Here is an 18,099-nt window from a genome sequence, read left to right as displayed (position 1 = left end):
GCTACGGAAGTAGAGACATGCTCAACACCGCTTTCGAATTCGGTGCCTCCGCGGTCACGTATGTCGTGCCGTATCTCATCATTCTCGCGGTGGTGATCTTCTTCCACGAGCTTGGCCATTTCGCTGTCGCACGCTGGTGCGGCATTCGCGTGCTCACCTTTTCAATGGGATTCGGTCCGGAGATAGCATCGCGGGTCGATCGGCATGGAACCCGCTGGCGGCTGGCCGCCATTCCGCTCGGCGGATATGTGAAGTTCTACGGCGATGAGAATGCAGCCAGCACCCCCGATCGCGATCGGCTGGCCGCGATGGATTCTCGAGAGCGACGGGTCAGCTTCTATGGTCAAAGCGTCGGTCGTCGTGCGGCGGTTGTCGCGGCGGGGCCCATCGCCAATTTCATCCTGGCAATTGTGATCTTCACGGCGTCATTCTGGATCTATGGCCGCCCGACCACTGAGGCGCGCGTGGATCAGGTGATCGCCGGCAGCGCCGCAGAGGCTGCTGGCTTCCAGCCAAACGACGTCATTGTCAGCATCGACGGCAAGGTCATCGCCGGCTTCACGGATATGCAGCGGATCGTTCGTGTAAGCCCGGAAAGGCCGCTGGTATTTCGCGTGCTGCGGAACGATCAGGAGGTCGATCTGACAGCCGTGCCCAAGCGGCAGGACGTCCAGGACGGATTTGGTCAGAGCGTCAAGGTCGGCGTGCTGGGCGTGAGTCGCGCAACGGGCGCGGCGATCTCGCATCGCGATTACACCCTGCCTCAGGCCTTTTCCGGCGCGGTCGGCGAGACGTGGTTCGTGGTCGATCGCACCATCTCCTACATCGGTGGAATTCTGGTGGGCCGCGAATCGGCCGATCAGCTGAGCGGTCCGATCCGCATCGCCCAGGTCTCAGGTCAGGCGGCGCAGCTCGGCATTGCGGTGCTGCTGGATCTCACCGCAGTGATCTCTGTCTCGATCGGACTTCTGAACCTGTTCCCGATTCCCATGCTCGATGGCGGTCATCTGATGTATTACGCCGTCGAAGCTGTGAGGGGGCGGCCGCTCAGTGAGCGCGCTCAGGAACTCGGGTTTAGGATTGGTATCGCCATGGTCCTCAGTCTGATGCTGTTTGCGACCTGGAACGACCTCCTGCATATCGCGACTTGAGGAAGGCCGTGGCCTAGCTGCCACGGCTCGCCGAAAAGGCTTCAGCTTCCAGCATAAATGGTTGCGGTAAGCGAGAAACAAGCTAAGAACCGAGCAGGCGTGACGGCTGTTTGGCCGTACCGGGAGGGGACCCGGGCGTCTTGAAAGAGGGTCTGAACCCGATGAAGTGTGTGTATCGTGTCTTCACAAGCGTCCCGGCTCTCGTCGTGGCCGCGGGTCTGTCCACAATGGTGGGTGGAGTGATCCTGGCGTCAGCCGATCCTGCGCTTGCGCAATCCTCGAATATTAGCGTGCGCGGCAACAGCCGCATCGAATCGGATGCCGTGCGTGCCTATTTCGCCACGCAGCCGGGTGAGCGTCTGGACAACGCCAAGATCGACGATGCGATCAAGAACCTCTATGCGACCGGCCTCTTCCAGGACGTGTCAGTGTCGCGTGCCGGTGGTGGTCTCGTCGTTACCGTTGTCGAAAACTCCATGATCAACCGGGTTGCCTTCGAAGGTAACCGGAAGATCAAGGACGCCGTTCTCGAGTCCGAGGTTCAGTCGAAGTCGCGCGGCCCGTTCAATCGCTCGCTCATCCAGGGCGACGTGCAGCGTATTCTGGAGCTTTATCGCCGCTCCGGCCGCACCTCGGCCACGGTGGAGCCGCAGGTGATCTCCCGTCCGAACGGGCGCGTCGATCTGGTCTTCGTCATCAACGAGGATCGCAAGAGCAAGATCGCCGAGATCGAATTTACCGGTAACAACGCGTTTTCCGATGGTCGCCTTCGCGACGAGATGACGACGACCCAGACCAACTTCATGAGCTGGTTGAAGACGTCGGACGTCTATGATCCGGACCGCCTCAATGCCGATCTTGAGCTGGTTCGCCGGTTCTATCTCCGTCACGGCTATGCGGATTTCCGCGTTGCGTCCTCGGATGTCGTTTACGACGAGGCTGCCAATTCCTACCGCATCCAGGTCGCGGTCGAAGAGGGGCCGGTCTATCGCTACAGCTCGGTTGATGTGGAATCGAACGTCTCCGACGTGGATCCCTCCGTCCTGCGGTCGAAGATCAAGGGCAAGGCTGGCGATATCTACAGCGCTGACGAGATCGAGAAGACCGTCGAAGCGATGTCGGTCGAGCTCGCCACCAACGGTTATGCCTTTGCTCAGGTCCGTCCTCGCGGCTCGCGTGATTACGAGAACCACACCGTGGGTGTTACCTATTCGGTGGAAGAGGGCTCGCGGGTCTACGTCGAGCGCATCAATATTCGCGGTAACAGCCGCACGCGCGACTACGTGGTCCGTCGTGAGTTCGATCTTGCGGAAGGCGACGCTTACAACCAGGCCCTCGTCAACCGCGCTGAGCGTCGCCTGAATCGCCTCGGCTTCTTCAAGTCGGTCCGTGTCACGTCGGAGCCGGGTTCTTCGCCCGACCGCGTCGTCGTGAACGTCAACGTTGAAGATCAGCCCACCGGCGAATTTTCGGTGTCCGGCGGTTATTCGACGGCCGACGGCTTCATCGCCGAAGTCTCCGTTGCCGAGAAAAACTTCCTCGGTCGGGGTTATTACGTGAAGGTCGGCGCCTCGATGGGCGAGAACAGCGAGGGTTACGACCTGAGCTTTACCGATCCTTACTTCCTGGGTCGCCGCATTTCCGCGGGCTTCGACCTCTATATGAAGAACCGCGACGAAACGAGCTATTCGGCTTATGAGCTGAACACGATCGGTGGCGGCCTGCGCCTTGGTCTGCCGATCACCGACAGCCTTACGGCGGGTCTGAACTATCAGCTCTACAGCCGTGAAATCGAGATCCGCGATGGTCTCAAGGATGGCTGCTATCGCGACGGCTCGGGCGCTCCTGCCGGAACCTGCATCGGCGGGATTACCGATGAGCTTGATCCTCGCGAAGTCTCGGTGGCTCTGAAGCAGGCCGAGGGTGAGACGCTTACCTCGCTGATGGGCTACTCGCTCGTCTGGAACTCTCTCGATAGCAATCTGAACCCGACGAACGGCATTCGTGCCGAGTTCCGTCAGGACGTTGCTGGACTTGGCGGTGATTCCCAGTTCGTTCGCACCACTGTGGATGCGCGCTATTACCACCAGCTTCCGGGTGAGATGGTCGGCATGCTGCGTGGTCAGGCTGGACACGTCGTGGGCTTCGGCGATGACGATCTGCCCATTCTGGATCACTTCTTCAAGGGTCCGGATCTCGTCCGTGGCTTCAAGACTTCCGGTATCGGCGCACGTGATCGCGAAACCGAGGATGCACTCGGCGGCACCGTCTATGCTGGCGCCAGCGCGGAAGTCCTGTTCCCGCTGTTCGGCATTCCGAAGGACTTCGGCCTGAAGGGCGCGGTCTTTGCCGACGCCGGCACGTTGCTCAATTATGATGGCTGCGAAGGCACCTGCGGGTTCAGCAATGTCGATGCACTCGACATCGTCGGCGACGATGGCGACATCCGCTCTTCGGTTGGCGTCTCGCTGCTGTGGCAGTCGCCGCTCGGTCCGCTGCGCTTCGACTATGCCTGGGTCCTGACCAAGGACGATGCCGACGAAGAGCAGGCGTTCCGCTTCTCCGGCGGTGGCCGCTTCTGAGGACCTTTTATCCCGCGCGTTTGTTCGCGCGGGATAGCTCGCGGGTGATATGATGGGTGATCCCCGCTTTTTTCCTGAGCCGTCCCCGATATCTCTCCGAGTTCTCGCTGAACTGACCGGTGCAGAGCTGCGGGGCGATACCGACCGCGAGGTCTCGGGCATCGGTCCCTTGGAACGTGCCGGACCGGACGACCTTTCTTTCCTTGACAATAAATCCTACGCGTCCGACTTCCGCTCAACGCGAGCCGGTGCATGTTTCGTCTCTCCAGGATTCGTGACGGATGCGCCAGCCGGAACGGCGCTCCTTGTATCACGTGAGCCTTATCGCGCGTTTGCCAAGGCCGCGGCGCGGCTGTTTCCATCTGCCATGCGGCCGGAGCCTCTCTTCGCTGGAACGGGTGTTGCCCCCGGCGCGACGGTCCATCCGTCGGCCCGGCTGGAGTCCGGTGTCACGATCGATTTCGGCGCGGTCATCGGGCCGGGTGTTGAAATTGGCGAGGGAACGTCTGTCGGTGCCAATTCGGTCATCGGCGCCAATGTCCGGATCGGGCGTGATTGCGCTGTCGCCGCCAACGCCACACTTGTGCACACCCTTCTCGGCAATCGCGTCATCGTGCATTCAGGCGCGCGTATCGGGCAGGACGGCTTCGGATTTGCGATGGGTCCGGGTGGTCACCTGAAGATTCCGCAAATCGGGCGTGTCGTAATCCAGGACGATGTCGAGATCGGCGCCGGCACATGCATCGATCGCGGCGGCACGCGCGATACTGTGGTGGGCGAGGGGACGAAGATCGATAATCTCGTCCAGATTGCCCACAATGTGGTGATCGGCCGTCATTGTGTAATCGTCTCGCAGGCTGGTATCTCCGGCAGCACGACCTTGGGAGACTTCGTCGTTCTCGGCGGACAGGCAGGGATCGTCGGTCATATCGCCATCGGCGATGGAACTCAGATCGGCGCTCAGGCTGGGGTGATGAACAATGTGCCTGCCGGGCAGCGGCTTGCAGGCGCTCCCGCTCAGCCTGTCCGCGAGCTCATGCGAGAGATCGCAATTGTTCGGAAGTTTGTGCGCGGTGTGAAGAATATGGGCGGCGCAAAGTCCATGAATGAAGGAAGCGATACGTGACGGACGCGGTCGAAAATAATGGGGTTGAGCTTGGCTCGGCCGATATCGGTCGCCTGCTTGAGCTTCTGCCTCACCGCTATCCGTTTTTGTTGGTCGATCGTATCATCGACATCAACAAGGACGAGAGTGGCATTGGCATCAAGAATGTCACGGTGAACGAGCCCCATTTCAACGGGCATTTTCCCGGTGCGCCCATCATGCCGGGTGTGCTGCTCGTAGAAGGGATGGCCCAAACTGCGGGGGCCATGTGCATTGCCGCAAGTCGGAGCCAAAAGCCGCAGCTCGTCTACTTCATGACCATCGACAAGGCGAAGTTCCGCAAGCCCGTGGTACCGGGTGATCGTGTGGAGTTTCACATGACGAAAATTCGCCAAAGAGCCCGTATGTGGTGGTTCCGCGGTGAAGCCAAGGTCGACGGCGTGACGGTGGCTGAGGCTGAATTGTCCGCGATGATCAGCGAGAAGTAGATTTTGAAGATCCACCCGACCGCCATCGTCGAGGATGGAGCCCGCATCGGAAGCGATGTCGAGATCGGCCCGTTCTGTGTCGTCGGTCCAAATGTCGACCTCGGCGACGGCTCAGTGCTTCGTTCCCACGTCGTTCTCGCGGGCCACACTATTATCGGGTCCCGCGCGCGCATTTTCCCGTTCGCATCTCTCGGTCATGAAGCCCAGGATTTGAAATATCGCGGTGAGCACGCGACCCTCACCATCGGAAGCGATTGTCTGATCCGAGAGGGCGTGACGATGAATGCCGGAACCGAGGGCGGCGGCGGCCATACCCGGGTCGGCGATCATTGCGCTTTCCTTGCCAACTCCCACGTCGGTCACGATTGTCGCGTCGGAAGCCATGTCATCCTGTCAAATGGCGCTTTGCTCGCCGGTCATGTTCAAGTCGGCGATTATGTCATCATGGGCGGCGGCTCGGCCGCGATCCAATTCTCGCGAATTGGTTCGCACGCCTTCGTCGGTGGCTTGAGTGGTCTCGAAAAAGACCTCATCCCCTTTGGAATGGCTGTTGGGGATCGTGCTCGTCTGGTCGGGCTAAACCTCGTTGGCTTGCGGCGTCGTCAGTTCGACCGCGAATCCATTGCCGCGTTGCGCCAAGCCTACCGCCAGCTGTTTGCGGAAACCGGCCGCCTTCAGGAGCGTGTCGAGGAGGTAGCTGCGGCTTTTCCGGATATCGCGATCGTTCAGGAAGTCGTCGACTTCATAAGGGCTGGTGGCGATCGTGCGCTCTGCACGCCCATTTCTGCGAGCGAGACCTGAGCCCATGCCCGACGGGCGAGAGGCGGCTGCCGGTCCGCTCGCCATCCTGTGCGGAGGCGGCTCGTTTCCTCTGGCCGTGGCAGAGGAGGTCAGCCGGCAAGGTCGTCCGGTTTTTCTTATCGGGCTCGCGGGCATCGCGGATTCCCAAATCGAATCCTTTCCTCATGCCTGGATCCGGATCGGTCAATTCGGCCGCATGATCGGCCTTGCAAGTACGCAGGGGATTCGTGAGATCCTCTTCATCGGCGGTCTCACGCGTCCGGCAAATTGGCGTGATCTTCGTCCGGACTGGCGCCTCCTCATGCTTCTTCCCAGATTGCTCCGCGCCCTCAAGGGCGGCGATGATCGTCTGCTCACGGCGCTTGCCGAGGCGGTCGAGAAGGCCGGACTGGTGGTGCGTGGCGTGCACGAGGTGGCTCCACGCCTGCTTCTGCCTGCTGGTGCCGTCGGAAAACATGCGCCTTCGCCACAGGATTGCGCCGATGCGCGGCTCGGATTCGAGGTGCTGGCCAGTCTTAGTCCGTTCGATGTCGGTCAGGGCCTGGTCGTTGCCAGAGGCCGCGTCATTGCAGTCGAAGCCGCGGAAGGCACCGATCTGATGCTGCAGCGAATTGCCGACCTGCGCGAAACCAGGCGCCTCCGGCTCGATGGGAACGCCGGAGTTTTCGTCAAGGCGCCCAAACTCGGGCAAGATCGCCGAATGGATGTTCCGGCGCTTGGCCCCGTCACCGTCGAGAAGGTTCATGCCGCGGGTCTGGCGGGCATCGCATTTGCGGCGGGGGAGGTCATGGCTGTTGATGCTGCCTCCATGATCGAAACCGCGGATCGCACGAGCCTGTTCGTCGCGGGCTTCGACGCGGGGAAGCCATGACGCGGCCGCTCGATATTTTCCTTGTGACGGGCGAGCATTCGGGAGATCAGCTTGGTTACAAGCTGATGGCCGCGTTGCGCGATCTGACGAAAGGGCAGGTGGCTTTTCGCGGGGTGGGCGGGCCCCGAATGGAAAATGAGGGCATGCACTCCCTCTTCCCCATGGAGGAGATCGCGGTCATGGGCTTCGGCCCGGTTCTGCGGCGTCTTCCATCGCTCTTGCGGCGCATCGCACAGACGGCGCAGGCCGTGGTCGACAATCCGCCGGACGTCCTCGTCATCATTGACAGTCCGGATTTCACACACCGGGTGGCGCGGCGTGCGCGGGCGCAGTTGCCAGGCCTGCCTGTCGTGGATTATGTGTCACCCAGCGTCTGGGCGTGGCGGCCTGGCCGGGCCACACGGATGCGGTCCTATGTGGATCACGTGCTGGCGCTCCTGCCATTCGAGCCCGCAGCTCATCAGCGTCTCGGCGGTCCGGCGTGCACCTATGTCGGTCATCCCCTGATCGAACGTATTGCCGAGTTCCGGCCAAGCGCCGGCGAGCGGCCTGATATCGACGAAGGCGCTCACCTTCTTGTCCTGCCGGGTAGCCGAGCGTCGGTCGCCGCGCGTCATATGCCGCTGTTCGGAGCGACGCTGGCTCTTCTGCCGCGCGAGCATTTGCGTGCTGTGGCCATCCCCACGATACCGCTTCTTGAGGGCGAGATTCGCCGTCTCGCTGAGGAATGGCCTGTCCGTCCGCAGATCGTTACTGGCGAGGCGGAAAAACTGGCTGCCTTCCGGCAGGGAAATCTTGCGCTTGCCGCATCAGGCACGGTGACACTGGAGCTCGCAATCTCGGGTATTCCACTCGTCGGAGCGTATCGCGTCGAGCCGCTGCTGAGCTTACTGAGGCCGTTTATCCGGCTTGAGGCCGAGCATATCCTGCTGCCCAACCTGGTTCTGGGATCGCGTGCTATTCCCGAATTCGTCGCCCAGGATGCAACGCCGGCTGCACTCGCCGAGGCTCTGAAGCTTCTCCTTTCGGACACCCCCGAGAGATTGGCTCAGATTGATGCACTGACGTGTCTGGATGAGAGGATGAGGGTGGCATCTCCTCCGAGCCAGGGGGCTGCCGATATCGTTCTTCGGCAGGCAGGGTGGGCACCGTAAAAGCGATCTTGACGCTCATCTTGGCTAATTGAAGCCGCGCAGAGTGGCGTCTGGATTGGCTGGTATTGTGCCTTAAAAATTTGCGCGTGGTCCTCTTAAAGGCCCACGCGCATCCGTGATGCATGGTCGTCGCGGTGCCGAGGTCAGCCGCGATCCTTGACGGGCGTGAACTGCCGTTCCACTTCGCCGCGGAAAAGCTGACGCGGGCGACCGATGCGCTGCTCCGGATCCTCGATCATTTCCTTCCACTGCGCGATCCAGCCGACCGTGCGGGCGACCGAGAAGAGAACCGTGAACATGGCGGTGGGGAAGCCCATCGCGCGCAGGGTAATACCCGAATAGAAGTCGATATTCGGGTAGAGCTTGCGATCCACGAAATAGTCGTCCTGCAGCGCCACCTTTTCGAGTTCCACGGCGACGTCGAGCAATGGGTCGTCCTTGATGCCGAGCTCGGTGAGCACTTCATGCGCGGTCTGCTGCATGATTTTGGCACGCGGATCGTAGTTCTTGTACACGCGGTGCCCGAAGCCCATCAGGCGGAATGGATCGTTCTTGTCCTTGGCCTTTTCCACGAATTCAGGAATTCGATCCGGCGTTCCGATCTCCTCGAGCATCTTCAGTGCTGCTTCGTTCGCACCGCCATGGGCAGGGCCCCACAGGCAGGCGACACCGGCCGCGATGCACGCGAAAGGGTTCGCGCCCGAAGAACCCGCAAGGCGAACCGTCGACGTCGAAGCGTTCTGCTCGTGATCCGCATGCAGCGTGAAGATGCGATCCAAAGCCTTCGCGAAAATTGGGTTTACCTTGTATTCCTCACAAGGAACCGCAAAGCACATGTGAAGGAAGTTGGAGGCGTAATCGAGATCGTTCTTCGGATAGATGAACGGCTGCCCAATATTATACTTGTAGGCCATGGCCGCCAGGGTCGGCAGCTTGGCGATCATCCGGATGGATGCGACCTCGCGTGCGACCGGATCGGAAATATCCGTTGAATCGTGGTAGAAAGCGGCCATCGCGCCGACGCTTGCGACCATCACCGCCATCGGATGGGCATCACGACGGAAGCCTGTAAAGAACTTCGTCATCTGCTCGTGCACCATCGTGTGGCACGTCACGCGATGATCGAACTTGGCCTTTTGTGCAGCTGTCGGCAGCTCGCCATACAGCAGCAGATAGCAGGTTTCCAGGAAGTCGCCGCCCTCGGCCAATTGGTCGATGGGATAGCCGCGATACCTCAGGACCCCCTCGTCACCATCGATATAGGTGATGCTTGAGGCGCAGCTCGCCGTCGAGGTAAATCCGGGATCGTAAGTGAACATTCCAGATTGGGCATAGAGCTTCGAGATGTCGATGACATCAGGCCCGGTCGAACCCTCCAGAATCGGCAGTTCGATCGTTTTGCCGTCGACATTCAAAGTCGCCGTCTTCCCGCTCATATGCGTATCCTTGTCAGGTTCGAGAGGATCCCGTGGGTACGGAACCGGGTTCAGCTAAGCGAATTTGCCGCACCCGGCAAGGTCAAGTATGTGGCAGCAGGATGGCGCTCAGGCGGCTTGATCGCGGAGACGCGCGAGGCTTTCATCCCGGCCCAAAACCGCCAGCACCTCGAAAATCGGTGGCGAAACCATCTTTCCCGTCAACGCGGCGCGTAGAGGCTGCGCGGCTTGGCCGAGCTTGATGCCCTCAGCCTCCGCATAGGCGCGAACTTCGGACTCCGCATCGGCAGCCGTCCAGTCGGAGAGCGCCGACAGCCGTTCGGCCAGCTGCGCCACCCGCACACGGGTGCCCTCTGTATTCAGCGTCTGGTCGGCTTTTAAATCAAGCGGGAGAGGTCGGTCTACAAGCAGGAAGCTCGCATTATCAAGCAGTTCAATGAAATTCTTTGAGCGTTCCTTCATCGACGGAAGCATGGTCCGCAGCGCATCCCACAGTCCACCATCAAGGCGAGCTTTCGCTGCTTTGCCGCCCGGCAGATAGGGAAGCGCTTCCGCGAACAATGCCATGAGCTCGTCGTCGGGCGTGGCGCGCATGTAATGACCGTTGAGATTCTCTAGGCGGCCATAGTCGAAGCGGGAGGGCGATCGACCGACGGCGGAGAAGTCGAAAGCCGAAATCATCTCCTCCGAGGTGAAGATCTCCTGGTCTCCATGGCTCCAGCCCAGCCGGACGAGATAATTGCGAAGCGCTGCCGGCATATATCCCATCTCCCGATAAGCTTCGACGCCGAGAGCGCCATGCCGTTTCGAGAGTTTTGCGCCATCCGAACCATGGATGAGCGGGATGTGCGCCATGCGGGGAACATTCCACCCAAGCGCCCGGTAGATCTGAATCTGCCGGGCGGCGTTGGTCAGGTGGTCGACTCCACGCACCACGTCGGTGATGCCCATGTCGTGATCGTCCACAACCACGGCCAGCATGTAGGTCGGCGTGCCGTCGGAACGCAGCAATACGAGGTCGTCGAGATCGGCATTGGGGAACGTCACCGTGCCCTGCACGGCATCTTCTACAACAGTCTCGCCGTCATTGTTCACGCGAAGGCGGATGACGGGTTTCGCACCTGCCGGAGCCTCGGCAGGGTCGCGATCGCGCCAGCGCCCGTCGTAGCGGGGCGGGCGGCCGGCGGCCAGGGCATCGGCGCGCATCTGCTCCAGTTCCTCGGCTGTGGCATAGCATCGATAGGCTTTACCCTCCGCCAGGAGCGTTTCGACTACATCCCGGTGTCGATCGGCGCGTGCGAACTGGAAGACCGGATCACCGTCCCAATCGAGGCCGAGCCAGGTCAACCCGTCGAGAATGGCATCTATCGCCTCCTGCGTGGAGCGCGCGCGATCCGTGTCCTCGATGCGCAGCAGCATTTTGCCGCCCTTGGATTTTGCAAACAGCCAATTGAACAGGGCCGTGCGCGCGCCACCGATATGCAGGAACCCGGTGGGCGAGGGTGCGAAACGAACAATCACGGGATCGGACATGGTGGTGTGCGCTTTGACGAAGAGATGGGGGAAATGCACCAGCATTGGGGCTTTCAACGCGGGTCCGTGTAGCATGCCGCGCGGGAAAAGGGGAACGGGGTGGCCGACCAGGGGCAACGCATAGATCGCAGCGATCGCGCATCCGCGCGCTATGCCGCCTCGATCCCCCTGGCAGTTTCGGACGTGGGCCGGGCCGTGTTCGGCTGGCTATCGAGGTGTCTGGACGAGGAGCGGGATAGAGGTCGCTTTTTTCTTTGGCTCCCGGTTTGCGCGATCGCCGGAGTCTTGTTGTTCTTTTCCGTTCCGGCGGACCCATCGGCCTGGGTGGCTGGCGCCGTATTTCTGGCCTTGGCGCTGGCGTCCTTTGCTGCCCGCGCTCGCCCGCGATTGTTCATGGCCGGTGCCGTCGCCACCATCGTCGCGGGAGGCTTCTTCTCCGCGGCCCTGCGAGTGGAACAGGTTCGCGGACATATTCTTGAGCGATCCGTGCGGGGCGAGGCGATCGGCATCGTCGAGCGTGTCGAGCCCCGAGGGCGCGGCCGTACCCGCCTGCTGATCCGCATCGAAACTCTGGCGAATGTGCCTGCTGGCCAATTGCCCACTTATGTCCGGGTTTCCGCGACGGGTGCGCGTCAGGTCCAGGCCGGGGCGCGTGTTTCGGTTGAGGCTCTGTGGCGACCGCCGCCAGGTGCCGTACGCCCGGGAGGCTATGATTTCGCCCGGCAGGCCTTTTTCCAGCAATTGGGCGCCGTTGGCAGCGAGGGGCGCGCGGTCCGTATCCTGGAGCCGCCAACCCTCACCCTTGGCGGTCGCTTTTCGGCCGCGACCGACCGATTGCGCAACGCAATTACCGCTCGTGTCTTGGCGGTGGTGCCAGGCGATGCAGGCGCCATCGCAGCGGCGTTGGTGACGGGTCAGCGGGGAGATATTTCGACGAGCGCAAACGACGCGCTGCGGACCGCCGGTCTCTACCACGTCATCTCGATCTCGGGCCTTCATATGGCGTTGTTCGGCGGCACGCTGTTCACGGCGCTCCGTGTGATGCTGGTCCTCATTCCGGGCTTCGGACTTCGTTTTCCGGCGAAGAAAATCGGGGCATTCGTCGCACTGCTCGGTGCCTGCGGTTACCTGTATCTGTCGGGTGTCGAGGTTGCAGCGCAGCGCAGCTTCATCATGATCGCCGTTGTGTTCGTGGCCGTCATCTTCGACCGCCAGGGGGTCACCATGCGCAACCTCTCGCTTGCGGCCCTTTGCACCATCGTCCTGACGCCGGAATCGGTGATCGGCCCCAGTTTCCAGATGTCCTTCGCGGCCGTGATGGCGCTTGTCGCCTGGTATGAGCGTGCGCGGCTGCAACATCTTGAGGAGGAAGCTCACGTCCGTCGTACGGGATTATCCGGCCGCGTCATTGCGTATTTCGGCGGCATCGTCGCGACCACGGTGCTTGCCACTTTGGCCACTGCGCCGTTCGCGACCTTCCATTTTCAGCGGATTGCCCTTCATTCCCTGCCGTCGAACCTGCTTGCCCTGCCGCTAGTCAGCACGCTCATCATGCCCTTCGCCCTCATCGGATTCTTATTGATGCCGTTTGGGCTGGATGCTCCGGCCTGGATCGTCATGGGATATGGCATCGAATTGATGCTCCAGACCGCGTACTGGATCGCCTCCTGGCCGGGCGCCAATACCGGGATGGCCGCTTTTTCCCCGGTCGGTGTTTTGCTGCTCGCGCTCGGCCTGTGCTGGACGGCAATATGGACCACACGCCTGCGGCTTCTCGGAATTGCGCCGATCATCGCCGGGCTTCTGTTCGCCGCTTTTCCGGGGCGGCCGGACATCTACATTGAAGCCGGTGGTCGCGCGGCAGCGGTGAGGGCCCCGGACGGGCGGCTTCAGGTCAGTGGGGTGCGGTTCGCGGGTTTCGCGGCGCAGAACTGGCTTGCCGCAGATGGGGACACGCGATCACCGCGCGATCCGAGCGTTGCGGCGGAGGTGCATTGCGACAGCTTCGGCTGCACGCTTCCGATGGAAAAAGGCGGGTTCCTGGCCCTGAATTGGACCTATGCCGCGCTGCGTGAAGATTGCCAACGCGCAGCGATCGTCGTGACGCGGTTGATCGCACCGCCAGACTGCAGGACGAAGAGCCTTGTTATCGACGGAACAGATTTAGCGGAGGGTGGCGCCATGGCCCTTACGCACCGGCCGGACGGTACTTTCGCGATCTCGCGCGCCGATACCGCTCGTCGGATCTGGGACCCGATTACCCATCCGCCCGCCGGACCATCCTTCGCCGCGATAGCCTCGGACGGGAACGAAGCCGATTCCGTGCCCGAAGATGATAACGACGAGACAGATCCAGAGGCCCTCGTCACCGGGGATTTCTAGATCGGAAGCGGTGGCGAGCGAGCCTCAATACCTGCGAATGAGACCCACGAGCCGTCCCTGAACCCGCACGCGGTCAGGTCCGAAAATACGCGTCTCATATGCCGGGTTTGCGGCTTCAAGGGCGATGGACGCGCCGCGTTTGCGCAGCCGCTTCAGGGTCGCTTCCTCATCATCGACAAGGGCCACGACGATATCGCCGGTATTGGCCGTGTCCGATTTGCGGATCACCACCAGATCACCTTCGAGAATCCCGGCCTCGATCATCGAATCGCCCCGGACCTCGAGCGCGTAATGCTCGCCGCCGGACAGCATTTCGGGAGGAACGGCTATGGTGTGGCTTCGCGTCTGAATCGCCTCGATCGGGACACCGGCAGCGATACGGCCCATGACGGGCACGAACGCGGACGGCACCGCTTCCTCGTCATCATCAGCCCGTAGCCGCGCTTTGCCGAGATCCCCTTCGATCACGCTGGGCTGGAACTTGCCGGCTGCGGGTCTCAGACGGGGCGCAACCGCCTCGGGCAGTTTCAGCACTTCCAGGGCGCGCGCTCGATTGGGCAGCCGGCGGATGAAGCCGCGCTCCTCCAGTGCGGTGATCAGGCGATGGATGCCGGATTTGGACCGCAGGTTCAGCGCTTCCTTCATCTCGTCGAACGAGGGAGGCACGCCCGATTCCTTGAGGCGCTCATGGATGTAACGCAGAAGCTCGTGCTGCTTACGCGTGAGCATGGTGCCTCTCCGAATATCGAAACAAATCAGGAACACATTGGTAGCTGTTCCTTATGTGTTCCGCAATGGTTAACATCCGGTTTGCACGATGGTTTAGACGGATCGCGAAACGCAGTCAGCCGTCAGCGGTCTCACCTGCCCATGCTTGAAATGCTTCCTTAGCCCGGCCCGTCAGTGCCCGCTTTTTGGCGGCGCTTTTCGCCGCTCCACGAACACGCTCGCCATTCTCGCCCCTCAAGGCACCTTCGTAGGGTGGAAACAGCCCGAAATTGATATTCATGGGCTGAAAGCTGCGCTTCGTGTTCTCGTCTCCATTGGCTTCGATATGGCCGCCGGTGATGTGGCCGAGCAGGGCGCCCATGGCCGTCAAGGGCGGCGGGATCTCCAGTTTCCGGCCCAGCCGCTCGTCCGCCGCGAACCGGCCTGCCAGCAGCCCGACCGAGGCGCTTTCGACATAACCCTCACATCCGGTGATCTGGCCGGCAAAGCGCAAACGGGTCTGCGCCTTCAGGCGGAGCGTTCGATCGAGCAGCCTGGGCGAATCGAGAAACGTGTTGCGGTGCAGGCCGCCAAGACGGGCGAATTCCGCTTTCTCCAGACCCGGGATCATCCGAAACGTGTCGGCCTGGACGCCGTGGCGCAGCTTGGTCTGGAAGCCCACCATGTTGAACAAGGTGCCCAGAGCGTTGTCCTGGCGCAATTGCACCACCGCGTAGGGCTTCACACTTGGATTGCGCGGATTGGTCAGGCCCATGGGCTTCATCGGTCCGTGGCGCAGGGTCTCGCGGCCCCGCTCGGCCATCACCTCGATCGGCAGGCAGCCGTCAAAATATGGGGTGGTGGCCTCCCAATCCTTGAAGTCCACCCGCTCGCCCGTGAGAAGAGCATCCACGAAGACCTCGTACTGATCCCGGTCCAGCGGGCAGTTGATGTAGTCCGCGCCGCTGCCTCCCGGGCCAGCCTTGTCGTAACGCGACTGGAACCAGCACACATCCATGTCGATGGAATCGAAGTGCACGATGGGCGCTATCGCATCGAAGAAGGCCAGGGAATCGCGTCCCGTCAGATCGCGCACGGCCTGGGCAAATGCCTCGGAGGTGAGGGGGCCGGTCGCGACGATGACATTGTCCCAATCTTCCGGCGGCAGCCCCGCGATCTCTTCACGAGCCAATGTCACCAGAGGATGGGCTTCCAGCGCTGCGGTCACGTCGGCCGAAAAACCGTCCCGGTCCACGGCGAGTGCGCCGCCCGCGGGCACCTGATGCGAGTCGGCCATGCGCATGATGAGCGAATCGAGTTGTCGCATCTCCCAATGCAGCAAGCCTACGGCGTTGCTCTCGCTGTCATCCGAGCGGAAGGAGTTGGAGCAGACGAGCTCGGCGAGATTCTGGGTCTGGTGGGCTTCGGTCGAGCGGACTGGACGCATTTCGTGGAGAACGACCGGCACGCCCGCCTGCGCGATCTGCCAGGCGGCTTCGGACCCGGCGAGACCGCCGCCGACAATATGGATGGGTGTCATGGGGCGAAGCTATGCGACAGCAACGTCACGTTCAATTGCTACGCTTGCGCGCATGAGATCAGACGATTCCGGCAGCAACGGCTCCGCGCCCTCAAACGGCGCGCAATTGCAGGGCATTGCGCGACTTTATCATGCGGGTCTCAACACGATGCGCGGGCTGAAATTTGCCGCGCGTAGCGAAGCCGCTTTGCGTCAGGAGCTCGCGGTTTTTGCCATGGCCGTGCCTGTCGGCTTGTTCGTCGCGCCCAGCACCGCATGGTATGTCGCCATGATCGGCGCGCTCCTGGCGGTCATGGCCGTGGAATTGTTGAACACTGCCGTGGAGAAACTGGCCGATCACGTCACGCCGGAATTCCATCCCAAGATCGGCGTGGTCAAGGATCTCGGGTCGGCGGCTGTGTTCTGCGCTTTGTCGATCGCCGGGTTGATCTGGCTGGCGGCGGCGGCGGAACGGTTCGATGTGGTGGATCGCGCTCGTGCGGCGGTCGGTGCCTAGGGCCCGGCCGGTTGGTTCTGGTCCAGCCAGCGAAGAATGCCTTCCGCAGCCGCAATCCCGGTGCTGAAAGAAGCCTGCAGCAGGTAGCCTCCCGTCGGCGCTTCCCAGTCGAGCATCTCGCCAGCCGCGAACGTACCCGGCAGGCCGCGCAGCATGAAGTGCTCATCGACGGCGTCGAATGCCACCCCGCCGGCGCTGGAGATCGCCCGGTCCAGCCCCTGTACGGACGTGATGGTCAAGGGAAGCGCTTTCACCAGCGCTGAGAGCTCATCGGGTTTCTCCGGCAGGGCCTTGCCGACACCTTCGCGCAAGAGTCCGATCTGGACCGGATGAAGGTTGAGCGTCTTGCGCAGCACATTGGTTGCGGTGTCGCGTCGACGCGCCCGCGTCAGGCGATGGACGATGTCTGATGGTGACAGATCGGGCTTGAGATCAAGCGTCAGTCGTGCATCGCCGGAGCGAAGGGCGGTGCGAATGGAGTTCGACAAGGCGTAAATCGCGCCGCCTTCGAGTCCGGATCGCGTCACGATCATCTCCCCCTCGGACACGTCCTTTCCGATTCGCGCACGTACACGCTTCACCGGCTGGCCAGCAAATCGATCGCAAAACACGTCTGACCAGTCGCAGCCTATGCCGCTATTGGCCGGCTCGAACGATCTCACCGGAACACCTCGTGCCTCGATAAGGGGCACCCAAGCGGCGTTCGAGCCCAGACGCGGCCAGCTTGCGCCGCCCAGGGAGAGCAGGGTGGCTTCGGGTTTGACCCCGATCCGGCCGTCCGGAGTATCGAACAGCACATTGCCGTCTGCATCCCAGCCCTGCCAGGAATGGCGCGCCCGTATCTGAACACCCAGTCCGTCCAGCCGTCGTAGCCAGGCGCGCAGAAGGGGTGACGCCTTGAAGCTCTTGGGAAAGATACGTCCGCTCGAGCCAACAAATGTATCTTCGTCCAGCCCTTCAGCCCAGTTCCTGAGGGACGTGGGCGAAAAGCGGTTGATCGCTTCCGCAAGATTCTGTGCCGCCTCCCCGTAACGCGTGAGGAATTTCTCCGGCGGCTCGCTGTGGGTGAGGTTCAGGCCGCCACGCCCCGCCATCAGAAACTTTCGGGCAGGGCTCGGCATGCGATCGAAGACGATCACGAACCGTCCCGCGCGGGCTAGAAACTCCGCCGCGATCAGGCCTGCCGGCCCACCTCCGATGATGCAGACGGGTTTCGCCATAACGTAGGTCAGAACAGGCGAATGCCGACCACCGGGGCAAGCCCGACGAGCACGGCCAGCATTTTCCACAGGAAGGCGGGAATAAGCCACGTCACGATCCGGCGTGACAGCCGTACGAGGCGTGAGGCAACGAATATACCCAGACACAGCGAGAACAGATTGGCCGCGTCGAGCCAGATTGATGAGCTCAACTGGCTGCCGATGAAAGCGTAGAATACCGTCCACACCATCATCGCGACCACCAGCCACGACAAGCGCTCGCCTTCCGGCCCGTCGATCACAGCGCCCCATCGCGCGATGCCGTAAAGTCCGAACAGGCCGATCCAGACCAGGGCCGCGATCCAGCCGTTCGCGTCGAAGGGCAGTTCGGTGAAGGCGGGATTGTTGCGCGTGAAGCCACCAAGGAACAGCACGCAATAAGTGATGGCGGCGACCGAAACCGGAATGAGGGCGTTCGCCAAGGCGCCGCGCCAGTCCGGTCTATCGATAACACTCATTCTTACAGCCTGATTCCAAACGTTCACTACGATAATCGTGACCCGAATATTACATGCCGGCGCGCGGGTCCAGTTTCGGAAAGTCACAAGCGCGCGGGCCCTGTTCCCGTGACCTGTCGCGGTATCCGTAAGAGA

Annotated in this window: 15 protein-coding genes; 9 read left to right on the top strand and 6 right to left on the bottom strand. The window is 61.8% G+C overall.

All coding sequences use genetic code 11. From position 1 onward, the window contains the following. Nucleotides 1–17: 17 nt before the first annotated feature. The 7 genes from rseP (at nucleotide 18) to lpxB (ending at nucleotide 8,152) form a co-directional block, all read left to right on the top strand. A complete protein-coding gene (gene rseP, locus ACQ6S1_RS03065) occupies nucleotides 18–1,151 on the top strand; it encodes an RIP metalloprotease RseP (RefSeq protein ID WP_445039678.1) in 1,134 nt (377 codons plus the stop codon). A 161-nt stretch (nucleotides 1,152–1,312) separates the two neighbouring features. Beyond that, nucleotides 1,313–3,733 carry an outer membrane protein assembly factor BamA gene (bamA, locus tag ACQ6S1_RS03060; RefSeq protein WP_445039677.1) on the top strand — a complete coding sequence of 807 codons (2,421 nt, stop codon included), beginning with the start codon at nucleotides 1,313–1,315 and terminating at the stop codon, nucleotides 3,731–3,733. A gap of 52 nt (nucleotides 3,734–3,785) precedes the next feature. Next, nucleotides 3,786–4,859, top strand: coding sequence for a UDP-3-O-(3-hydroxymyristoyl)glucosamine N-acyltransferase (gene lpxD / locus ACQ6S1_RS03055; protein WP_445040250.1), 1,074 nt, complete (start codon nucleotides 3,786–3,788; stop codon nucleotides 4,857–4,859). Continuing rightward, nucleotides 4,856–5,326, top strand: a complete 471-nt coding sequence (gene fabZ / locus ACQ6S1_RS03050; RefSeq protein ID WP_445039676.1) for a 3-hydroxyacyl-ACP dehydratase FabZ — start codon at nucleotides 4,856–4,858, stop codon at nucleotides 5,324–5,326. Before lpxD ends, fabZ begins: the two co-directional genes overlap by 4 nt. Beyond that, nucleotides 5,327–6,127 (top strand): acyl-ACP--UDP-N-acetylglucosamine O-acyltransferase, encoded by an 801-nt coding sequence (gene lpxA / locus ACQ6S1_RS03045; RefSeq protein WP_445040249.1) that lies wholly within the window; start codon nucleotides 5,327–5,329, stop codon nucleotides 6,125–6,127. 4 nt (nucleotides 6,128–6,131) lie between these two features. Further along, nucleotides 6,132–6,998, top strand: a complete 867-nt coding sequence (locus ACQ6S1_RS03040) for an LpxI family protein (RefSeq protein ID WP_445039675.1) — start codon at nucleotides 6,132–6,134, stop codon at nucleotides 6,996–6,998. Further along, nucleotides 6,995–8,152: a lipid-A-disaccharide synthase gene (gene lpxB / locus ACQ6S1_RS03035; protein WP_445039674.1), complete on the top strand. Its 1,158-nt coding sequence runs from the start codon at nucleotides 6,995–6,997 to the stop codon at nucleotides 8,150–8,152. The genes ACQ6S1_RS03040 and lpxB overlap by 4 nt, the downstream gene beginning before the upstream one ends. A 143-nt stretch (nucleotides 8,153–8,295) precedes the next feature. Here the strand turns inward: lpxB and gltA are convergent, their stop codons facing one another. After that, nucleotides 8,296–9,588 (bottom strand): citrate synthase, encoded by a 1,293-nt coding sequence (gene gltA, locus ACQ6S1_RS03030; protein WP_445039673.1) that lies wholly within the window; start codon nucleotides 9,586–9,588, stop codon nucleotides 8,296–8,298. A 108-nt stretch (nucleotides 9,589–9,696) separates the two neighbouring features. Continuing rightward, nucleotides 9,697–11,121 (bottom strand): glutamate--tRNA ligase, encoded by a 1,425-nt coding sequence (gltX, locus tag ACQ6S1_RS03025; RefSeq protein ID WP_445040248.1) that lies wholly within the window; start codon nucleotides 11,119–11,121, stop codon nucleotides 9,697–9,699. Nucleotides 11,122–11,409: 288 nt separating this feature from the next. Here gltX and ACQ6S1_RS03020 point away from each other — a divergent pair, with 288 nt between their 5' ends. Then, nucleotides 11,410–13,503, top strand: a complete 2,094-nt coding sequence (locus tag ACQ6S1_RS03020) for a ComEC/Rec2 family competence protein (protein ID WP_445039672.1) — start codon at nucleotides 11,410–11,412, stop codon at nucleotides 13,501–13,503. A gap of 24 nt (nucleotides 13,504–13,527) precedes the next feature. Here the strand turns inward: ACQ6S1_RS03020 and lexA are convergent, their stop codons facing one another. Then, nucleotides 13,528–14,232 (bottom strand): transcriptional repressor LexA, encoded by a 705-nt coding sequence (gene lexA / locus ACQ6S1_RS03015; protein WP_445039671.1) that lies wholly within the window; start codon nucleotides 14,230–14,232, stop codon nucleotides 13,528–13,530. Between the two features lie 115 nt (nucleotides 14,233–14,347). Next, a complete protein-coding gene (trmFO, locus tag ACQ6S1_RS03010; RefSeq protein WP_445039670.1) occupies nucleotides 14,348–15,751 on the bottom strand; it encodes a methylenetetrahydrofolate--tRNA-(uracil(54)-C(5))-methyltransferase (FADH(2)-oxidizing) TrmFO in 1,404 nt (467 codons plus the stop codon). Between the two features lie 52 nt (nucleotides 15,752–15,803). Here trmFO and ACQ6S1_RS03005 point away from each other — a divergent pair, with 52 nt between their 5' ends. Then, on the top strand, nucleotides 15,804–16,247 hold the full coding sequence (locus ACQ6S1_RS03005) for a diacylglycerol kinase (RefSeq protein WP_445039669.1): 444 nt from the start codon (nucleotides 15,804–15,806) through the stop codon (nucleotides 16,245–16,247). Here the strand turns inward: ACQ6S1_RS03005 and ACQ6S1_RS03000 are convergent. Together ACQ6S1_RS03000 and ACQ6S1_RS02995 are read right to left on the bottom strand one after the other, a co-directional pair. Further along, entirely contained in the window at nucleotides 16,244–17,467 is a 1,224-nt protein-coding gene (locus ACQ6S1_RS03000) for a TIGR03862 family flavoprotein (protein WP_445039668.1), read from the bottom strand. The two genes, ACQ6S1_RS03005 and ACQ6S1_RS03000, sit on opposite strands and share 4 nt — an antisense overlap. Nucleotides 17,468–17,475: 8 nt before the next feature. Beyond that, on the bottom strand, nucleotides 17,476–17,964 hold the full coding sequence (locus ACQ6S1_RS02995) for a hypothetical protein (RefSeq protein WP_445039667.1): 489 nt from the start codon (nucleotides 17,962–17,964) through the stop codon (nucleotides 17,476–17,478). Between the last annotated feature and the right edge of the window lie 135 nt (nucleotides 17,965–18,099).

Source organism: Terrihabitans aquatilis (genome assembly GCF_052542005.1).
Note: the sequence above shows the minus strand (reverse complement) of the source record. Positions and strands in the feature narration are given on the sequence as shown.